Raw genomic sequence first — 19,176 nt, forward strand, 5'->3', positions numbered from 1 at the left:
CTCGCATGGCCGATACCCATGTCCTCTTCGTCGAGGACGACGACGTCATCCGTGAGGCCACCCAGCTCGCACTGGAGCGGGTCGGCTTCTCGGTCACGGCGGTGCCCGACGGACTGCTGGGCCTGGAGGCCTTCCGGGCGGACCGCCCGGACATCGCGCTGCTGGATGTGATGGTGCCGGGCCTGGACGGGGTGAGCCTGTGCCGCCGTATCCGCGACGAGTCGACCGTGCCGGTGATCATGCTCTCGGCGCGGGCCGACGCGATCGACGTGGTGCTCGGGCTGGAGGCCGGGGCCGACGACTACGTCACCAAGCCGTTCGACGGGGCGGTGCTCGTCGCCCGCATCCGCGCCGTGCTGCGGCGCTTCGGCCACGCCGCCGGTGCGGGCGGGGCGCCCGCGGGGGCCGGTGGGGCGCCGGACGAGCCGGGCGGGGTGCTGGTCTTCGGTGATGTGGAGATCGACACCGAGGGCATGGAGGTCCGCCGAGGGGGCGCGCACGTGGGTCTGACGCCGACGGAGATGCGGCTGCTGCTGGAGTTCTCCTCGGCGCCCGGCACGGTGCTCTCCCGGGACAGGCTCCTGGAGCGGGTCTGGGACTACGGCTGGGGCGGGGACACCCGCGTCGTCGACGTCCATGTGCAGCGCCTGCGCACCAAGATCGGGCAGGACCGGATCGAGACGGTCCGCGGTTTCGGCTACAAGCTCCGCGCATGAGGCGGCTGGCGCTGCGGACCGGTGTCCGCTGGAAGATCAGCATCGCGATCGCGGCCGTCGGCGCGCTCATCGCGCTGGCCCTCAGCCTCGTCGTCCACAACGCGGCCCGCGTCTCGATGCTGGAGAACGCGCGCGAGGTACAGCTGGAGCGGCTGCTCTTCGCACAGCGGCTGTACGAGGCCACGCCCGGGCAGAAGCCGTCGCCGAAATTCGGTGCCAAGATCAACGACCCGTCGCTGCCGGCGAGTCTGCGCGGTCAGATACGCGACAACCGGCGCGCCACCCATGTCGACGAGTACGCGGACGGGGTGCCGGACGTCTGGGCGGCCGTACCTCTCGCCAACGGTGACGTCCTGTCGCTGCACACCCGCTTCGCCGACCGCAGCGCCACGATCATGGGCGACCTCGACCGGGCACTGGTCATCGGCTCGGTATCGGTCGTCTTCGGCGGCTGCGCCCTCGGCGTCCTGATCGGCGGCCAGCTGTCCCGGAGGCTGCGCAAGGCGGCGGCAGCGGCCGGCAAGGTCGCCCAGGGCAACACGGAGGTGCGCGTGCGGGAGGCCGTAGGCGGAGTCGTACGCGACGAGACCGACGAGCTGGCCAGGGCCGTGGACGCGCTCACGGACGCACTGAACGAGCGGATCGAGGCGGAGCGCCGGGTCACCGCCGACATCGCCCATGAACTGCGCACCCCGGTGACGGGCTTGCTCACCGCGGCCGAGCTGCTGCCCCCGGGACGCCCCACCGAGCTCGTACGGGACCGGGCCCAGGCGATGCGGACCCTGGTCGAGGACGTCCTGGAGGTGGCCAGGCTGGACAGCGCCTCGGAGCGGGCCGAACTGCAGGAACTGCCGCTCGGCGAGTTCGTCGGCCGGCGGGTCCGGCTGCTGGATCCGGAGATCACGGTGCGGGTGGTGCACGAGTCCTGGGTGTCCACGGACCCTCGGCGGCTGGAGCGCATCCTGGGCAATCTGCTGGGGAACGCCGCCAAACACGGCGCCGGCCCGGTCGAGGTCACGGTCGAGGGCCGGGTGGTACGCGTCCGCGATCACGGGCCCGGATTCCCCGAGGCGCTGCTCCGGGAGGGTCCGAGCCGGTTCCGCACGGGAAGCAGCGACAGGTCCGGACGCGGCCACGGCCTGGGACTGACCATCGCCGCCGGACAGGCGCGGGTCCTGGGGGCCAGGCTGACGTTCCGCAACGCGGGGCCCGCCGGAGGTTCCGGTGACACGGGCGGCGCGGTCGCCGTGCTGTGGCTGCCCGAGCACGCGCCGACGAACACCGGAAGCTTCCCCGTCCTGCGGCAGGCGGGAACGGACTGAGGGAAAAGGGGTGGACCTCGGGGCCCGTACGGCGCCAGGAGCACTCGGACGGTCTGCGGGCTCCCTGACCGCGGCCGGCGACGCACGCCGGAACGACGGGCCCCGGACACGCCGAAGGCGACCCCGAGGAGAAGCGCGAGGCTGCTCTCGAGGTCGCCGTCGACAGGGTGACCAAGGCCCATGACCCGGGGCCCGCCGCTCAGCGGCTACGGGCATCGCGTCAGATGTGGACGTGCTCGGTCTTCAGGAACGAGACCGGGTTGATCGCCGAGCCGTAGTTCGGGGTGGTGCGGATCTCGAAGTGGAGGTGCGGGCCGCTGGAGTTCCCGGTGTTGCCGGACAGTGCGATCTTCTCGCCCGTCTTCACCCGGTCGCCGACGTTCACCTGGATCTTGGACAGGTGCGCGTACTGCGAGTACTTGCCGTCGGCGTGCTTGATCACGATGGCGTTGCCGTAGGCGGGACCGTCGCCGCCGCCGTTCGGACCGGCCTTGACGACCCGGCCGGAGTGCGCGGCCTCGACCTTGGTGCCGATCGGCACCGCGAAGTCCTGGCCCGAGTGCTTGCTGGCCCAGCGGTCGCCGCCGGTGCCGTAGCTGGCGCTCAGCACGTACTTGTTGACGGGGGCCTCCCAGGAGGCCGCCTTCTTCTTCGCGGCCGCCTTCTTCTTGGCCGCCGCCTTCTTCTTGGCGTCGGCCTTCTCGGCCTTGTCGGCCTTCGCCTGCGCGGCGGCCTTGCTCTGGGCGGTCGCCTGCTGGGCGACGGAGTCCGCGGTGGCCGCGCCGGCGAGGGCCGCGGTGTCCGCGGTGCCCGTCGTGCCGGACGCGAACGCCGCGCCCGCACCGAACACCATCGACGCACCCAGGCCGGCGGCCACGAGGGCGCCACTGACGCGGGACATGGACGGGCGGCGGGAGTGCTGGAACGTAACGCGCTTCGACATGCGGGGGAACCTCCGGGGTGACTGGACCCAGTGCTCGACCGGGCTTGCTCCACCTTGGTAACCCGCACCCCCCGCAACACTCAAACCCCCCATCTACGACCAAAAGCCGTAGTCGAGGGGGTGGGAATTCATGACGGCCGACGACCCGACGGCGGCGGACGATCTTCCGGAGATTCTTCGCGGACCGGGTTTAACCCCAGCTCCGAAGGCGCCCTTCCCGGACATGGGCCAGCAATACGGTCATACCGCCCCAAACGCCGGAAGTCTTCCCCGGGGCAGGACCAAGGTCCTCCGGCGCACCACCGCGACTTCCCCTAAGGCACCTAGTAGGCCTCTTGGGGCCTGTGCGCCTTGTCACCGCCGGTGGGTCCGAAGCCTGTCCGTTTCGGGACCTTCGGCCCCAAGGGGCTGCGCCCCTTCGCGGCGGGCTCGCTGCGGCTGTGTCCGGCGGTCGTCGCTCGACCGCTCACGCCACCGGGGCACGGCTGCGCACCGCCGCACCGCCGGGCCGGCACACCGCCGCACCGCCGGGCCGGCGCTTCCGTGGTGGGACCCCGCGTCTGCCGGCCATGTGGATCCCAGCCGGGCCCCCGCGAGAACCCCTTGACGGGACCGGCCCGCGGCCGCCGCCAGCCGCGAACCCTCCCTGCCCCGGGGCCGGCCCGCGGGCTTCGTCGGAGCGCGCCCACGGCCTCACCCCTCATCTACGCGGACGGAGGCCGAAGCCATGGCGCCCGACCGGCCCCGCGTACCGGCGTCGCCTGCACAGGTCCGTACCGCCGGGCGGCCGTGTCGGCACGTTTGCAGGCCGCCGGAGCAGGAGCGGGAACGGGAGCGCAGGCCTCAGCGTGTCCCCGCGGCCCCTCCCCCTCCCCGCTCAAGGACGAGAGCCGGGTGCCCAGCGGGGCACCCGGCTCCGCCTGAACCACTGCCCGGGGACGGGAAAGGGGCTGCCCCGGACCGTTACCGGTCCGGGGCAGCCCCTTGTCGACGCTCAGGCGCTACGCGCGCGCCCTACACGTCCTTCGTCAGGTTCGGGCCGCCGCCCGCAGCCTGCTCGATCGGCGGGACGTCCGGCAGAGCCGACTTCTCCTCGCCGCGGAACGAGAACTTCTTCTCGTCCCCTTCGCCCTCGGTGCCCACGACCACGATGTGACCGGGACGCAGCTCGCCGAAGAGGATCTTCTCGGAGAGGATGTCCTCGATCTCGCGCTGGATCGTCCGGCGCAGCGGCCGGGCGCCCATCACGGGGTCGTAACCCTTCTTCGCCAGGAGCGACTTGGCCTCGGCACTGAGCTCGATGCCCATGTCGCGGTCCTTGAGACGCTCATCCACCTTGTCGACCATCAGGTCGACGATCTGGATGATGTCTTCCTCGGTGAGCTGGTGGAAGACCACCGTGTCGTCGACACGGTTGAGGAACTCAGGCCGGAAGTGCTGCTTGAGCTCGTCGTTGACCTTGACCTTCATCCGCTCGTAGTTCGTCTTGACGTCGCCCTGGGCCGCGAAGCCCAGGTTGAAGCCCTTCGAGATGTCCCTGGTCCCGAGGTTGGTCGTCATGATGATGACCGTGTTCTTGAAGTCCACGACCCGGCCCTGGGAGTCGGTCAGGCGACCGTCCTCCAGAATCTGGAGCAGTGAATTGAAGATATCGGGGTGGGCCTTCTCGACCTCGTCGAAGAGGACGACGGAGAACGGCTTGCGGCGCACCTTCTCGGTGAGCTGGCCGCCCTCTTCGTAGCCCACGTAACCGGGGGGCGAACCGAAGAGACGGGAAACCGTGTGCTTCTCGCTGAACTCCGACATGTCGAGGGAGATCAACGCGTCCTCGTCGCCGAAGAGGAATTCGGCGAGCGTCTTGGAGAGCTCCGTCTTACCCACACCGGACGGGCCGGCGAAGATGAACGAACCACCCGGGCGCTTCGGGTCCTTCAGACCGGCTCGCGTACGGCGGATCGCCTGCGAGAGGGCCTTGATGGCGTCCTTCTGGCCGATGACGCGCTTGTGGAGCTCGTCCTCCATGCGCAGCAGGCGCGAGGACTCCTCCTCGGTCAGCTTGAAGACCGGGATGCCGGTGGCCGTGGCCAGGACCTCGGCGATGAGCTCACCGTCGACCTCGGCGACGACGTCCATGTCGCCGGCCTTCCACTCCTTCTCCCGCTTGGCCTTCGCCGCCAGCAGCTGCTTCTCCTTGTCACGGAGCGAAGCCGCCTTCTCGAAGTCCTGGGAGTCGATGGCCGACTCCTTGTCGCGGCGGACGCCCGCGATCTTCTCGTCGAACTCGCGGAGGTCCGGCGGCGCGGTCATCCGGCGGATGCGCATCCGGGAGCCGGCCTCGTCGATCAGGTCGATCGCCTTGTCCGGCAGGAAGCGGTCCGAGATGTAGCGGTCGGCCAGGGTGGCGGCCTGGACCAGCGCCTCGTCCGTGATGGAGACCCGGTGGTGGGCCTCGTAACGGTCGCGCAGACCCTTGAGGATCTCGATGGTGTGCGGCAGCGACGGCTCCGCGACCTGGATGGGCTGGAAGCGGCGCTCGAGCGCGGCGTCCTTCTCCAGGTGCTTGCGGTACTCGTCGAGCGTCGTTGCACCGATGGTCTGGAGCTCGCCTCGCGCCAGCATGGGCTTGAGGATGCTCGCCGCGTCGATCGCGCCCTCGGCGGCACCCGCACCCACCAGGGTGTGGAGCTCGTCGATGAACAGGATGATGTCGCCGCGGGTGCGGATCTCCTTGAGGACCTTCTTCAGGCGCTCCTCGAAGTCACCTCGGTAACGGGAACCCGCCACCAGGGCGCCGAGGTCCAGGGTGTAGAGGTGCTTGTCCTTGAGGGTCTCGGGCACCTCACCCTTGACGATGGCCTGCGCCAGGCCCTCGACGACCGCCGTCTTGCCGACGCCGGGCTCGCCGATGAGAACCGGGTTGTTCTTGGTACGGCGGGACAGCACCTGCATGACCCGCTCGATCTCCTTCTCGCGCCCGATGACCGGGTCGAGCTTGGATTCACGAGCGGCCTGGGTGAGATTCCGGCCGAACTGGTCGAGCACCAGGGAAGTGGAGGGCGTGCCCTCCGCGGGGCCGCCCGCAGTGGCCGCCTCCTTGCCTCCCGAGTACCCGGAGAGCAGCTGGATGACCTGCTGCCGCACCCGGTTCAGGTCGGCGCCCAGCTTCACGAGGACCTGGGCGGCGACGCCCTCGCCCTCGCGGATCAGGCCGAGCAGGATGTGCTCGGTGCCGATGTAGTTGTGGCCGAGCTGAAGGGCCTCACGGAGCGACAGCTCCAGGACCTTCTTGGCCCGGGGAGTGAAGGGGATGTGCCCGGACGGGGCCTGCTGGCCCTGGCCGATGATCTCCTCCACCTGCTGGCGGACCGCCTCGAGCGAAATCCCGAGGCTCTCCAGGGCCTTAGCGGCGACACCCTCACCCTCGTGGATCAGGCCCAGGAGGATGTGCTCGGTGCCGATGTAGTTGTGGTTGAGCATCCGGGCTTCTTCCTGAGCCAGGACGACAACCCGCCGCGCGCGGTCGGTGAACCTCTCGAACATCGTTAATCGCTCCTCAGAGCGGTCAGGCAGTAAGGGGTCGGTCCCCTCCCTGTCCTTCCGCAGCTTAGTCCCGCAAGCGGGGACCGCTCATTTCAACTGCCGACACCCGTCGTGGCCTCCTGCCCCGAACGCCGACAACTGCTCCAACCCGATGGTGCGAGACGATGTTCCCGCAGGCCAGGCAGATAGCCCTTTCGCCAGTACGCCGATGGCGAACGTGAGACGTTTTTGCCCGCGTGTCGCCCCTTCCCACTAGGGATGTCTTACCCGCACCCACTGACAGTCCATGCGGCGCACCCCCGTTTCCTCCGCTACGGGCGAACAACTTCCTGCCGGCTGACGCCACCGCGCGCCCCCGTTCCGGGCACACAGAGCAGTCGGTCATGGACGGGGCGTAACCCCGGGGCCGGTTCGGCGGTTCATCGGACATGCCTTCCCTCGTCCCGCCGCCCCGCTCGTCGCCGGAGTCCGACGACTGCGCGCAGTGGTATGCCCGCGAACTCGGATGGGCCACGGCGGGCACCTCGCCGGTGCGGCTGCTGACGGGGCTGAGCTTCGACGTGCTCGACCTGCCCGCCGCAGCGGGTCAAGCGGCGCTGCGCCGGGTCGGGCGTACCGGCCCGGTGGTGCTGGCAGGGCGGCGCATGCGGCTACTGGTGGCCGCGGGCAGCGCCGACGAGCTGCCGGGGCTGCTCGACTGGCTGGAGTGGGGCGGGATCACCCTGGACCTGTCCGCCATCGGTAGCGGCGGGCACATCACGGCCCCGGTGCCGCCGGGCGGGACGGCAGACTCGCCGGGGACCGCGTTCTGGCTGCGGCCCCCCGGATCGCGCCAGGAGACGGAACCATCGCTCCCGGCCCTCGGCGGCCTCGGGAGCAGCGGTGGGGATGCTCCCGATCTCGTGCGACTCGTGGACGCGGCGGCGACGGAATGCCACCGGGCCAGAATCGCGCATGCCCGGACACACCTGTGGACCCATCGGCCGACAGGTCAGCCGTTGGCCTTCTCGTAAGCCTCACGGATCTCGGCGGGAACGCGGCCGCGGTCATTCACGTTGTGGCCGTTCTCGCGCGCCCACCGACGGATCTCGGCCGTGTCCTTGTTGCCACCGGAAACGGCGCGGCCCTTGCCGCGGCCGGTAGCGGCGCGGCCACCGGTACGACGCCCACTCTTGGTGTACGGCTCAAGAAGACCACGGAGCTTGTCCGCGTTGGTCGTGGTGAGGTCGATCTCGTACGTCTTGCCATCCAGAGCGAACGTGACGGTCTCGTCCGCCTCGCCACCGTCGAGGTCATCAACAAGAAGGACCTGAACCTTCTGTGCCACCGGATTTCCTTTCATCGAAAATGCAGTACGCGGAAAGGAAACCGCTTTTCCCCGGAAAACACAAACCCCTGGGAGAGGTTCAGGAGCGCAAGAACGCGGGAAACATGCGCGATTCGGACATAGGGTTCCGGTACCTTCCGCCGTTCACAGGTGCAGAAGCATCCGGCTGTTGCCCAAGGTGTTCGGCTTCACTCGTTCGAGACCCAGGAACTCGGCGACACCCTCGTCATAGGAACGCAGCAGCTCGCTGTAGACATCTCCGTCGACCGGCGTCTCTCCGATCTCGGTGAAGCCGTGCGCTGCGAAGAAGTCGACCTCGAAGGTGAGGCAGAAAACCCGGCGGACACCGAGCCAGCGCGCGGTCTGCAAGAGCTTGTCCAGGACCTGGTGCCCGACTCCGGCTCCCTTGATGCCGTGGTCGACGGCGAGAGTGCGGACTTCGGCGAGGTCTTCCCACATCACGTGGAGTGCGCCGCAGCCGATGACGCGGGCGTCCTCGTCGCGTTCGGCGACCCAGAACTCCTGGATGTCCTCGTAAAGCGTCACCGTCGCTTTGTCGAGCAGGATGCCTTCGGAGACGTAGCCGTCCAGGAGTCCGCGGACGGACGCCACATCGCTCGTCCTCGCACGGCGGACGGTGATGGCCGGTTTATTTACCGACTGGCCGGTATGAAGATCTGTGTGAGATCCGGTTTCCGGCCCTCTTTGAGCTCCGGTTTGCGACTCGGTACGGTGCTCGGTTTGCGACTGCTCTGAGGACATCCCCCGACGCTATCGCCCGCTCTCCGGCGGCGCTTCATCGGCTACGGTCCCGCCATCGGGCCGGCTGTCGGCCGGTTCGGGGAAGGTGGGGGCGACGACACGGATGGCATCCCGGAGAGCCTCACGCTGCTCCGCGGACATCATGCCGAAGAAGGCGACCAGTGCCGCCGCCGGGTTGTCGCTCTGCGACCAGGCCTCGTTCATCAGTGCGGCAGAGTATGCGGCGCGGGTGGAGACCGCCGTATATCGATATGCGCGGCCGTCGACTTCCCGGCGCACCCAGCCCTTCTGATGGAGATTGTCCATTACCGTCATGACGGTCGTGTACGCGATGGAGCGTTCCTGTTGAAGGTCCTCGAGAACTTCCCGCACGGTGACCGGGCGGTTCCATTGCCAGACCCGGGTCATCACGGTGTCTTCCAGATCTCCCAATTGGCGAGGCACAGCGCCATCTTAGTGCCAGATGTCTGGAATGGGATAATTCGGGGACGGCAAAAGGGCGCACGGCTCCTGGGAGCCGTGCGCCCTTCATGCTGAGGTCCGGGTCAGACGCCCTCGGGCCGCGGCGCCTGCTTGGCCGCTTCCGCATGGGCGAGGGCCGCGTCCACGGCGGCGTCCTCCTTGGCCTTGTTCGGGCCACCCTGGCTCTTGATGATCGTCACGACGAGGCCGACGAAGAAGACGGCCATCACCACGGGGGGAACGAGCGCGGATACGTAGTCCATGCCGTCCAGGGTAGCGAGCCCGGCATTCCGGCCACTCCCGGGCACCCCCCGGGCGCGCCGCCGTCATCAGGACACGGCTCGCTCCTCCGGGGGAGGAGCCGGCGCCGGCCGGCGGCGCGGCGGGAAGACCTCGGACGGCTTGGGCTTCGGCCGCTCCCCCGGGGCCGACGGGCGGGCCGGCGCAGGGGGACGGGACGGGGTCCGGGGCCGCTCGGGCTCCTCGGCTGCCGCCAGGCCGCCGGGCAGAGCCAGCAGCCGGCTGCGCGGGGCGGGCGCCGTGACGGACACCGCGCGACCCGCGAGGCGCGCCCGCACCGAGCGCTCGGCCAGCACCTGGCAGCGCTCCAGCAGGGCCGCCGCCGTCGGCCCCGCGCGCAGGGCGCGCAACGCCGCGAGGTCGTCCGGGCGGGGGTCGTAGCCGGCCGCGAGGGCGTCCTGGAGGAGCTCCAGATAGCCGTTGAGGGAGCCGGGCAGCGCATCGCGGTAGCGGGCGAGGTCGGCGAGGAGGAAGGCGCGCAGCCGGCCGCCCTCGCTCACCGCCTCGTCCACGGCGCCCGCGAGGCGCAGGCAGTCCTGGACATCCTCTTCCGGCAGGGGCGTGGGGTGGAGGGCGTTGGCGAGAGCACGTCGGAGTACCCGCAGTTCGTCCGCGCTGAACGCCATGCCGCCGCGTGATCCGTAGGGCGTGGGCATGACGCGACAATACGTGCTAAAGGGACAAAATCCGCTTAACCAACCGCTTGGCGGCGCGGCGTCCGACGCCGCGCCGCCGAGTCGTTCCCGCAGGTGGCCGCAGGCGCGTCCTACATACGGGCGACGTTGCGCTCGTACACGAGGCGCAGTCCGATGAGCGTCAGCCAGGGCTCGTGCTCGTCGATGACGGAGGACTCACCCAACACCATCGGAGCAAGGCCGCCGGTCGCGATCACGGTGACCTCGTCGGGGTCGGCGGCCAGCTCCTTCTTCATGCGCTCGACCACTCCGTCGATCTGGCCGGCGAAGCCGTACACGATGCCGGACTGCATGGCCTCGACGGTGTTCTTGCCGATCACGCTGCGGGGCCGTGCCAGCTCGATCTTGCGGAGCTGGGCGCCCTTCACCCCGAGAGCCTCCACGGAGATCTCGATGCCCGGCGCGATCACCCCGCCCGTGTACTCCCCGCGGGCCGAGACCGCGTCGAAGGTCGTGGCCGTGCCGAGGTCTACGACGATGGCCGGGCCTCCGTAGAGCTCGACGGCGGCGACCGCGTTGATGATGCGGTCCGCCCCGACCTCCTTCGGGTTGTCCGTGAGGACGGGTACGCCGGTCTTGACGCCCGGCTCGACGAGGACCGCCGGGACATCGCCGTAGTAGCGGCGGGTGACCTCGCGGAGCTCGTGCAGGACGGCGGGGACGGTCGAGCAGATCGCGATGCCCTCGATGCCGTCGCCCAGTTCGACACCGAGCAGCGGGTGCATGCCCATCAGTCCCTGGAGCAGGACGGCGAGCTCGTCGGCGGTGCGGCGGGCGTCGGTGGAGATCCGCCAGTGCTCGACGATCTCCTCTCCGTCGAACAGACCGAGGACGGTGTGGGAGTTGCCGACGTCGATGGTGAGCAGCATCAGGCGTCGGCCCCGTCCGTCCGTGCTGCGGCGTCACGGAAGTCCAGGCCGATGTCGAGGATCGGCGAGGAGTGCGTCAGCGCGCCCACGGCCAGGTAGTCGACGCCGGCCTCGGCGTAGGCGCGGGCGGAGTCGAGGGTGAGCCGGCCCGAGGACTCCAGCACCGCCCGGCCCGCGACGAGGGCGACCGCCTCGGCGGTCCCCGCCGGGGTGAAGTTGTCCAGCAGGATCAGGTCCGCACCGGCGTCCAGCACCTCCCGGACCTGCTCCAGGGTGTCCACCTCGACCTCGATCGCGAGGTCCGGGAACGCCTTCCGGACCCGCTGGAACGCCTCGGCGACTCCGCCGGCGGCGATCACGTGGTTGTCCTTGACCAGCGCGGCGTCCACGAGCGACATGCGGTGGTTGACCCCGCCGCCGCAGCGCACCGCGTACTTCTCGAGCGCGCGCAGGCCCGGGGTGGTCTTGCGGGTGTCGCGGACCTCTGTCTTCGTGCCTTCGAGCACGTCGGCCCAGGCGCGGGTCGCCGTCGCGATCCCGGAGAGCCTGCAGAGCAGGTTGAGCGCGCTGCGCTCGCCGGTGAGCAGGTCACGGGTGCGGGTCGTGACCGTGAGCAGCTTCTGGCCGGCCGTGACACGGTCGCCGTCCTCGACGTGGCGCTCGACCTCGAACTCGTCGGTACAGACGATGGACAGGACGGCCTCGGCCACGCGCAGACCGGCGACGACGCCCGCCTCACGCGCCGTGAAGTCGCCGGTGGCGACGGAGTCCTCCGGGACGGTCGCCACGGTGGTGACGTCCTCGCCCCCGTCCAGGTCCTCCTCGATCGCGACGTGGGCGATGTCCTCGACCTGGACCGGGTCCAGCCCGGCTTCGGCCAGGAGCTGGGCCAGGGCGGGGTCGAGACCGCACTCCAGACCGTCGGGGTCGTAGCCGTCGCCGCAGCCGCAGCCGTCGCCACAGCCGCCCCCGGACTCGGCGGGTGCGCCGATGTGGATCAGCGGTACGTCCACAGGTGTGGGGCGCGGATTCTCTTCGGGCGTGCTCACGGTTACGGCTCCTCGGGGGCGTCGGCGGGGCGGTTGCGGAGGCCGGCGGACAGTGCTGTGTCTGTGGGGTCCGCAGGGTCTCGGGGGCGTACGGGCGGGAACGCGGCACTGTCCGTCGAGCTGACGAAGGGCTGCCGGTCAGGGGCGATGCGGACGACGAGGTGGCGGCGCCAGGCGGCGTCGTCGCGGTCGGGCCGGTCCTCGCGCCAGTGGCAGCCGCGGGTCTCCTCGCGCTCCCGGGCGGCGGCGACCAGCACCCGTGAGACGAGGAGGAGGTTCGTGGCCTCCCACGCCTCCACCCCGGGTACGGCGTCCTTGGGACCGTCCTCGTCGGCGGCGGCCGCGGCCCGCTGGAGCGCCTCCAGCTCCTCGGCCGCGGTGGCGAGGCTGCCGGCGGAGCGGATGACCCCTGCGCCCCTTGTCATGATCCGCTGGATCGCCGTCCGGGACTCCGCGGTGAGCAGCGGGACGGTGTGCGTCCCGGCGGGGTTCACCACGGGGGGACGCACGGAGGCGGTCCCGGGATCGGCCCGGGGCCCGGCCACGATGTCCGCCGCGATGCGCTCGGCGAAGACCAGGCCCTCCAGCAGGGAGTTGGACGCCAGCCGGTTGGCGCCGTGCACGCCCGTGCAGGCGACCTCGCCGCAGGCGTACAGACCGGGCACCGTCGTACGGCCCCGGAGGTCCGTACGCACTCCGCCCGAGGCGTAGTGCGCCGCGGGAGCCACCGGAACCGGCTGCGTGACGGGGTCGATGCCGTGGGCGCGGCAGGCCGCGAGGATCGTCGGGAAGCGCTGCTCCCACATCGCCGCCCCGAAGTGGCGGGCGTCGAGGTACATGTGCTCGGTGCCCTGGAGGTGCATCTGGCGGGTGATGGCCTTGGCGACGATGTCCCGGGGCGCCAGCTCGGCCAGCTCGTGCTGCCCGAGCATGAAGCGGGTGCCGGAGGCGTCGACGAGATGGGCGCCCTCGCCGCGTACCGCTTCGGAGACCAGCGGCTGCTGGCCCTCCGAGTCGGCGCCGAGAAACAGGACGGTCGGGTGGAACTGGACGAATTCGAGGTCGGAGACCTCGGCGCCCGCCCGCAGCGCGAGGGCCACCCCGTCGCCCGTGGAGACCGGCGGATTGGTGGTGGCGGAGAAGACCTGGCCCATGCCCCCGGTGGCGAGCACCACGGCCGGGGCGTGGACGGCGCCGACCCCGTCGTGCTGGCCCTCACCCATGACGTGCAGGGTGACGCCCTCGGTACGGCCTTCGGCATCCGTGAGCAGATCCAGGACCAGGGCGTTCTCGATGGTGCGGAGCGCGGCCGAGCGGACCGCCCCGACCAGGGCCCGGGAGATCTCGGCGCCCGTCGCGTCGCCCCCCGCGTGCGCGATGCGGCGGCGGTGGTGGCCGCCCTCACGGGTCAGCGCGATCGCCCCGGTGTCGGTGGTGTCGAAGTGCGCGCCGGTGCCGATCAGCCGGCGTACGGCGTCAGGTCCTTCGGTGACCAGGGTGCGCACCGCCGTCTCGTCGCACAGGCCCGCTCCGGCGACCAGGGTGTCGTCGAGGTGCTGCTCGGGGGTGTCGCCCTCGCCGAGTGCGGCGGCGATGCCGCCCTGCGCCCATCGGGTGGAGCCGTCGTCGAGACGGGCCTTGGTGACGACCACGGTCGCGAGGCCCGCCGCGGCACAGCGCAGTGCGGTGGTGAGACCGGCCACGCCGGAGCCGACCACCACGACGTCCGCGTCGATGGCCCAGCCGGGGGCGGGGGCGGTCAGCCGTATTCCGGTCACGTGAGGGCTCCGAGGGTCAGCGGGATGTTGTCGATCAGGCGGGTGGCTCCCACCCGGGCCGCGACGGCGAGGACCGCCTCGCCGCTGACCCGGTCGTCGGGAAGCTCGGTGAAGTCCGCCGGGTCCACGAGCGCCACGTAGTCGAGGGTGAGGGGTACCTCTTCCTCGGCCGCCTCGTCCAGGACGGCCCGTGCGGCGGCCAGCACCGCGGCGGGTGCGACGGTCGGGCGGGCCAGCGCCACGGCCTGGGTGTCGGCGGCCGCACGGGCCTCTCCGAGCCGGGTGAGAGCGGCGGCCCTGCCCTCGCGCTCGGGCAGCGCCCGGGCGCGGGCGTGCAGCGTCTGCTGGGCGACCAGCCGGTCACGGGCCGCGAACAGTGCCCTGGGGAGGGCGAGCGCGGTGCGGCGCTCCTCGGAGGAGAGGAAGCGGTTGCGGCTGGAGAGTGCGAGTCCGTCGGGGTCACGGACGGTCGGCACCGCGACGATGTCGACGCCGAAGTTGAGATCGCGCACCATACGGCGGACCAGCGCCAGCTGCTGGGCGTCCTTCTGCCCGAAGAACGCCGCGTCCGGCCGGGTGAGGTGGAGGAGCTTGGCGACGACGGTGAGCATGCCGTCGAAGTGCCCGGGGCGGGAGGCGCCTTCCAGCCGCTCGCCCATGGGCCCCGCGGTGATCCTGACCTGGGGCTCGCCGCCGGGGTAGACCTCGTCGACGGAGGGGGCGAAGACGGCGTCGGCGCCGGCCTCCGAGGCGACGGCGAGATCGGCCTCAAGGGTGCGGGGATAGCGGTCGAGGTCGGCGGCCTCGCCGAACTGGAGCGGGTTGACGAAGACGGTGACCACGACCTGGCCGTCGGGTCCGGCGGCTGACCGCGCCGCCCGGACGAGGGTGGCGTGGCCGTCGTGGAGCGCGCCCATCGTCATCACGACGGCGCGGCGCGCTCCGGCGGCCCGGCCGAGGGCCTCCAGCTCCGCGGCGGAGCGCAGCAGGGTGGCGGGTGCGGTGTTCATCGCTTCTCCCCCGGCCCGGATTCGTCCGGCCCGTGTGTTCCGTTCGTTCCGTTCACGGCGTTGCTGTCCGACAGGACTCCGAGGAGGTCCTCGGCGAGCTCCGGCTTGAGCAGGCCGTGGTCCAGCGCCCGGTCGGCCGTGGCGCGCGCCATCGCGAGGTATCCGGCCACCGTCTGCGGGGCGTGGGCGCGCAGCTCGTGGATGTGCGCGGACACCGTCCCCGCGTCGCCCCGGGCGACGGGCCCGGTCAGCGCCGCGTCGCCGGAGCGCAGGGCGTTGTCGAGCGCCGCCCCGAGCAGAGGGCCGAGCATCCGGTCGGGTGCGCCCACGCCTGCCTTGCGGAGCAGCTCCATGGACTGCGCGACGAGGGTGACCAGGTGGTTCGCTCCGAGGGCGAGCGCCGCGTGGTAGAGCGGGCGGGACTCCTCGGCGATCCATTCGGGCTCGCCGCCCATCTCGATGACGAGCGCCTCGGCGGCGAGCCTGAGCTCCTCGGGGGCGGTGACCCCGAAGGAGCAGCCTTCGAGCCGCTGGACGTCGACGGAGCTGCCTGTGAAGGTCATCGCCGGGTGCAGGGCGAGCGGGAGGGCGCCGGCCCGCAGCGCGGGGTCCAGCACCCTCGTCCCGTACCGCCCGGAGGTGTGGACGAGCAGTTGGCCCGGCCGTACGGCGCCTGTCTCCGCGAGGCCTTCGACCAGGCCGGGCAGCGCGTCGTCGGGGACGGTCAGCAGCACGAGCTCGGCGCGTGCGAGGACCTCGCCGGGGGTCACGAGGGGGACGTCGGGGAGCAGGGCGGCGGCCCGGCGCACGGATGCGTCGGAGACGCCCGACACCGCGACCGGGCGGTGCCCGGCGAGCCGCAGCGAGGCGGCGAGGGCGGGTCCGACCCTTCCCGCGCCGACGACGCCGACGGTGAGGCGGGCGGGGCGGTCCCTCGCGTCGAGGGATTCCTTGGAAACTGATGCGTTCACGCGGCGATGGCCTTCCGTTCCAGTCCGCGGGGGGTACCGGACGATTCCTCTGCATGCTACGCCAGCGTTTCGGCACACCCCCCAGCCGTCCACACCCTGTGGATAACTTTCGGCGGCACGGGAACGCGCGATGGGCGGCGTGACGCGGGCGATGATCGTCCCATGGGAGTCACCGATGAGCAGCAGCAACGGAACCGCAGGCTGACCGCGTGGCGGCGGTCCGGGAAGGTACTGGCGCGGATGTCCGCGGACCACACGCTGGCCGAGCGGCTGGCCGCGCTGGCCGCCGACGCCGGCACGGTCCACGACCTCGGCGAGTGGACGGATGTGTACGGCGACGGGGTCGTCGCCGAGGCCGAGCGGCGCACGGCGGATCTGCTGGGCATGGAGGCCGCGGCCTTCTTCCCGACCGGCACGATGGCCCAGCAGGTCGCGCTGCGGTGCTGGGCGGGGCGTACGGGTGACCGGGCCGTGGCGCTGCATCCGCTCTCCCACCCGGAGGTCCACGAGCGGGGCGCGCTCACCTCGGTGAGCGGCCTGCGCACGGTGCATCCGACGACCGCGCCCCGCCTCCCCACCGCGGACGAGATCCGGGACTTCCCCGAGCCGTTCGGCACTCTGATGCTGGAACTGCCTTTGCGTGACGCCGGCTTCGTCCTGCCCTCCTGGGAGGAGCTGGAGGCCGTCGTGGCCGCCGCGCGGGAGCGGGACGCGGTGGTGCATCTGGACGGGGCGCGCCTGTGGGAGTGCACGTCGCACCTCGGGCGCGGTCTGCCGGAGATCGCGGCCCTCGCCGACAGTGTGTACGTGTCGTTCTACAAGTCCCTGGACGGGCTGTCCGGAGCGGTCCTCGCCGGCCCCGAGTCACTGATCGAGGAAGCGCGGACCTGGCGCCACCGGTACGGCGGTCAGCTCTTCCAGCAGTATCCGGCCGCCCTGTCCGCCCTGCTGGGCCTGGAGCGGGAGCTGCCGAGGCTGCCGTCCTACGTGGCGCAGGCGAAGGTGGTCGCCGGCGCGCTGGCGGGGGGATTCGAGGGGTCGGAGGTGCCGTGGTGCCGGGTCCACCCCGAGCCGCCGCACACACACCAGTTCAGGGTCTGGCTGCCGTACGCCGCGGAGGTGCTGGACGAGGCGTCGGTGCGGCAGGCCGAGGAGACGGGTGTGACCCTCTTCCGCCGCTGGTTCGCGGCTCCGGCGGGGCCGCCGGGACTCTCGTTCACCGAGGTCACGGTGGCTGCGCCGGGACTGGAGTGGACGGCCGGCGACGTTCGGGGAGCGGTGGCGGATTTCGTGGAACGGCTGGCGTAGGCGTCTCAGGGGAGGGGCGGCCTGTGCACGGCCGTCCAGGCACGGATGCGCCTGCGGAGGGTGCGCAGGACGTCCCGCTCGTGCGCACCGGGCGGCGGGGGCGGCGCCTCACCGTGCTGAGCGGCGCGACAGCTGTCGAGCATGTACTGCTGAACGATGTCCATACATCCAGCCTGGCCCCGGGCCGGCGACTCCGCCCGTGGATTGACGACCGCGGTCAAGTGGGACCGGACCCCGCCCCCTCGACCCGCACCATGGAGGGGTGAGTGTGCACATCGACATCGCGGGCCTGCCTCCCGAGCGCATCGTTTTCGAGATCTCCCCCCTCGCGGAGCTGGGGCTCGCCCTCCACGCGCTCTCCGAGCCGGGGCACCACCCCGGCCTGCACGGCTGGGCGACCGCGACCTCCGCAGCCCTGGAACCGGACCTCGCGGACCGGCTGCACGAGGCGGACTTCCTGTGGCGGAACGCCTTCTCCGACGTCTTCATGCCGTTCGCCGGTGTCCGAGGCGGCGACGGCAGGACCGGCGCGACCCTCGCCGAGGACCTGGACATCCTCGACCGGCTCGACGACGAGCGGTTCGTCTCTGCCGCCCTGGAGTTCACCTGCGCGAGCCTGTACGGGACGGGAGCGCCCTCGCCGCTCGCCGACGCCGGGATGCGGACACGCGCGCTCGACATGGCATCGGCCCGGGGCCCGAAGCAGCTGGCCTTCACCCGGCAGCTGCTGGCCGCCCCCGGCTCCGTACGCGGCTGGGTCAGGCGCCTCTTCGAGGACTGCGACCGCGCCTTCTTCGCGGACACCTGGCGGCGGGCACAGGTCCAGCTGGCCGCCGACGCCCGGCACAAGACGGAGGTGCTGCGGCACAAGGGCGTCGGCGCCGCGCTGGGCGCGGTCTCCGCGGCTCTCACGCTGGACGAGGAGACCGGCAGGATCAGTGTCGACAAGCTGACCACGGGCAGGACGGAGGCCACGGGCACGGCTGCGGGCGCCGGCCTCACCCTCATCCCGACCAGCTTCGGCTGGCCGCATCTGACGGTGCTTCACGCCCCCGGCTGGCGTCCGGTGATCCACTACCCGGTGCACCGCCCCGAACTTCCCTCCCCCGCCTCCGTCGAGCTCCTCCAGCTCCGGATGGAGGCGCTGGCCAACCCCATGCGGATGCGGATCTGCCGCAACCTGGCCCGTTCTCCCTGCACCACGGGCGAACTCGCGGACTCGCACGGCATCACGCCCCCCGAGGTATCCCGCCACCTGGCCGTGCTCAAGAGGGCCGGCCTGGCCACCACCCGCCGGCGCGGACGCTACGTCCTGCACTCGCTGGATCTGACGGCCGTCGCCCGCCTGGGCAGCGACTTCCTGGAGGGCGTACTGCGGTGAGCGCCGCCGTGCCCGCCCGCGGGGTGGCCGGCCGTCCCCGGGGCGCGGGGGCCAGGTGGGTCAGCCCGTTCCGCCGCCGGCCCTGACCAGGCCCGTCTCGTACGCGAGGACGACCACCTGGACACGGTCGCGCAGGCCCAGTTTGGTGAGGATGCGGCCCACGTGGGTCTTCACGGTCGCCTCGGACAGCACCAGGCGGCCCGCGATCTCGCCGTTCGACAGGCCCTGGGCGACCAGCAGCATCACCTCGCGCTCGCGCTCGGTCAGCTTCTCGACACGCTTGTGCCGAGGTTCCTTCCGGCCGCTCGGCAGCATCGGCGAGAACCGGTCGAGCAGCCTGCGGGTCGTGGACGGTGCCACGACGGCGTCACCGCTGTGCACCGAGCGGATCGCGGAGAGAAGTTCGCCGGGCGGCACGTCCTTGAGCATGAAGCCGCTCGCGCCGGCCTTCAGGCCGGAGAAGGCGTACTCGTCCAGGTCGAACGTCGTCAGGATCAGCACCTTGGGCGGGTCGGTGCTCGCGCAGATGCGCCGGGTCGCCTCGACTCCGTCCAGACGTGGCATGCGTACGTCCATCAGCACCACGTCGACGGCCGTGGACCGCAGCACCTCGATCGCCTCGGCCCCGTCGCCCGCCTCCGCGACGACCTCCATGTCCGGCTGGGCGGCGAGCACCATCCGGAAACCGGTGCGCAGCAGCACCTGGTCGTCGACGAGCATCACTCGGATCGCCATGAACTGTC

At 71.5% G+C, this 19,176-nt stretch carries 19 protein-coding genes; 5 read left to right on the top strand and 14 right to left on the bottom strand.

What is annotated here, in order from left to right; genetic code table 11:
• Positions 1 to 5: 5 nt before the first annotated feature.
• Positions 6 to 716 carry a two-component system response regulator CseB gene (cseB, locus tag OO67_RS00115; RefSeq protein WP_033296478.1) on the top strand — a complete coding sequence of 237 codons (711 nt, stop codon included), beginning with the start codon at positions 6 to 8 and terminating at the stop codon, positions 714 to 716.
• Positions 713 to 2,038, top strand: a complete 1,326-nt coding sequence (gene cseC / locus OO67_RS00120) for a two-component system sensor histidine kinase CseC (RefSeq protein ID WP_033296479.1) — start codon at positions 713 to 715, stop codon at positions 2,036 to 2,038. Before cseB ends, cseC begins: the two co-directional genes overlap by 4 nt.
• Before the next feature lie 220 nt (positions 2,039 to 2,258).
• Here cseC and OO67_RS00125 read toward each other — a convergent pair whose 3' ends face one another.
• Positions 2,259 to 2,981: a M23 family metallopeptidase gene (locus tag OO67_RS00125; RefSeq protein ID WP_033296480.1), complete on the bottom strand. Its 723-nt coding sequence runs from the start codon at positions 2,979 to 2,981 to the stop codon at positions 2,259 to 2,261.
• Between the two features lie 1,014 nt (positions 2,982 to 3,995).
• Positions 3,996 to 6,521, bottom strand: coding sequence for an ATP-dependent Clp protease ATP-binding subunit (locus OO67_RS00130; RefSeq protein WP_033296481.1), 2,526 nt, complete (start codon positions 6,519 to 6,521; stop codon positions 3,996 to 3,998).
• A 428-nt stretch (positions 6,522 to 6,949) separates the two neighbouring features.
• Here OO67_RS00130 and OO67_RS00135 point away from each other — a divergent pair, with 428 nt between their 5' ends.
• Entirely contained in the window at positions 6,950 to 7,534 is a 585-nt protein-coding gene (locus OO67_RS00135; protein ID WP_033296482.1) for an SCO3374 family protein, read from the top strand.
• Here OO67_RS00135 and OO67_RS00140 read toward each other — a convergent pair.
• The 10 genes from OO67_RS00140 to OO67_RS00185 all read right to left on the bottom strand — a co-directional run bounded on the left by OO67_RS00140 (position 7,513) and on the right by OO67_RS00185 (position 15,744).
• Positions 7,513 to 7,848 (bottom strand): histone-like nucleoid-structuring protein Lsr2, encoded by a 336-nt coding sequence (locus OO67_RS00140; protein WP_014155533.1) that lies wholly within the window; start codon positions 7,846 to 7,848, stop codon positions 7,513 to 7,515. The two genes, OO67_RS00135 and OO67_RS00140, sit on opposite strands and share 22 nt — an antisense overlap.
• A 144-nt stretch (positions 7,849 to 7,992) precedes the next feature.
• Entirely contained in the window at positions 7,993 to 8,490 is a 498-nt protein-coding gene (locus OO67_RS00145; protein ID WP_078597586.1) for an amino-acid N-acetyltransferase, read from the bottom strand.
• Positions 8,491 to 8,619: 129 nt separating this feature from the next.
• On the bottom strand, positions 8,620 to 9,054 hold the full coding sequence (locus OO67_RS00150; protein ID WP_078597510.1) for a BlaI/MecI/CopY family transcriptional regulator: 435 nt from the start codon (positions 9,052 to 9,054) through the stop codon (positions 8,620 to 8,622).
• Between the two features lie 101 nt (positions 9,055 to 9,155).
• The gene (locus tag OO67_RS00155; RefSeq protein WP_033296485.1) at positions 9,156 to 9,335 is read right to left on the bottom strand and encodes a hypothetical protein; all 180 of its coding nucleotides are present in this window, start codon (positions 9,333 to 9,335) and stop codon (positions 9,156 to 9,158) included.
• 66 nt (positions 9,336 to 9,401) lie between these two features.
• Entirely contained in the window at positions 9,402 to 9,998 is a 597-nt protein-coding gene (locus tag OO67_RS00160) for a hypothetical protein (protein WP_033296486.1), read from the bottom strand.
• Between the two features lie 140 nt (positions 9,999 to 10,138).
• Entirely contained in the window at positions 10,139 to 10,936 is a 798-nt protein-coding gene (locus OO67_RS00165) for a type III pantothenate kinase (RefSeq protein WP_033296487.1), read from the bottom strand.
• Positions 10,936 to 11,985, bottom strand: a complete 1,050-nt coding sequence (gene nadC / locus OO67_RS00170) for a carboxylating nicotinate-nucleotide diphosphorylase (protein WP_033296488.1) — start codon at positions 11,983 to 11,985, stop codon at positions 10,936 to 10,938. The genes OO67_RS00165 and nadC overlap by 1 nt, the downstream gene beginning before the upstream one ends.
• Positions 11,986 to 11,987: 2 nt before the next feature.
• Positions 11,988 to 13,763: an L-aspartate oxidase gene (locus OO67_RS00175; RefSeq protein ID WP_033296489.1), complete on the bottom strand. Its 1,776-nt coding sequence runs from the start codon at positions 13,761 to 13,763 to the stop codon at positions 11,988 to 11,990.
• Entirely contained in the window at positions 13,760 to 14,773 is a 1,014-nt protein-coding gene (gene panC, locus OO67_RS00180; RefSeq protein WP_033296490.1) for a pantoate--beta-alanine ligase, read from the bottom strand. Before panC ends, OO67_RS00175 begins: the two co-directional genes overlap by 4 nt.
• Positions 14,770 to 15,744: a Rossmann-like and DUF2520 domain-containing protein gene (locus OO67_RS00185; RefSeq protein WP_033296491.1), complete on the bottom strand. Its 975-nt coding sequence runs from the start codon at positions 15,742 to 15,744 to the stop codon at positions 14,770 to 14,772. Before OO67_RS00185 ends, panC begins: the two co-directional genes overlap by 4 nt.
• A 162-nt stretch (positions 15,745 to 15,906) precedes the next feature.
• Here OO67_RS00185 and OO67_RS00190 point away from each other — a divergent pair, with 162 nt between their 5' ends.
• Positions 15,907 to 17,052, top strand: coding sequence for a threonine aldolase family protein (locus OO67_RS00190; protein ID WP_033296492.1), 1,146 nt, complete (start codon positions 15,907 to 15,909; stop codon positions 17,050 to 17,052).
• Between the two features lie 5 nt (positions 17,053 to 17,057).
• Here OO67_RS00190 and OO67_RS38870 read toward each other — a convergent pair whose 3' ends face one another.
• Positions 17,058 to 17,216 carry a hypothetical protein gene (locus OO67_RS38870; protein ID WP_167748624.1) on the bottom strand — a complete coding sequence of 53 codons (159 nt, stop codon included), beginning with the start codon at positions 17,214 to 17,216 and terminating at the stop codon, positions 17,058 to 17,060.
• 104 nt (positions 17,217 to 17,320) lie between these two features.
• Here OO67_RS38870 and OO67_RS00195 point away from each other — a divergent pair, with 104 nt between their 5' ends.
• Positions 17,321 to 18,433: a DUF5937 family protein gene (locus OO67_RS00195; protein ID WP_033296493.1), complete on the top strand. Its 1,113-nt coding sequence runs from the start codon at positions 17,321 to 17,323 to the stop codon at positions 18,431 to 18,433.
• Positions 18,434 to 18,493: 60 nt separating this feature from the next.
• On the opposite strand, the gene OO67_RS00200 is transcribed toward OO67_RS00195, so the two are convergent.
• Entirely contained in the window at positions 18,494 to 19,168 is a 675-nt protein-coding gene (locus OO67_RS00200; RefSeq protein WP_033296494.1) for a response regulator, read from the bottom strand.
• Between the last annotated feature and the right edge of the window lie 8 nt (positions 19,169 to 19,176).

Source organism: Streptomyces atroolivaceus (assembly GCF_000717025.1).
Lineage (GTDB): Bacteria > Actinomycetota > Actinomycetes > Streptomycetales > Streptomycetaceae > Streptomyces > Streptomyces atroolivaceus.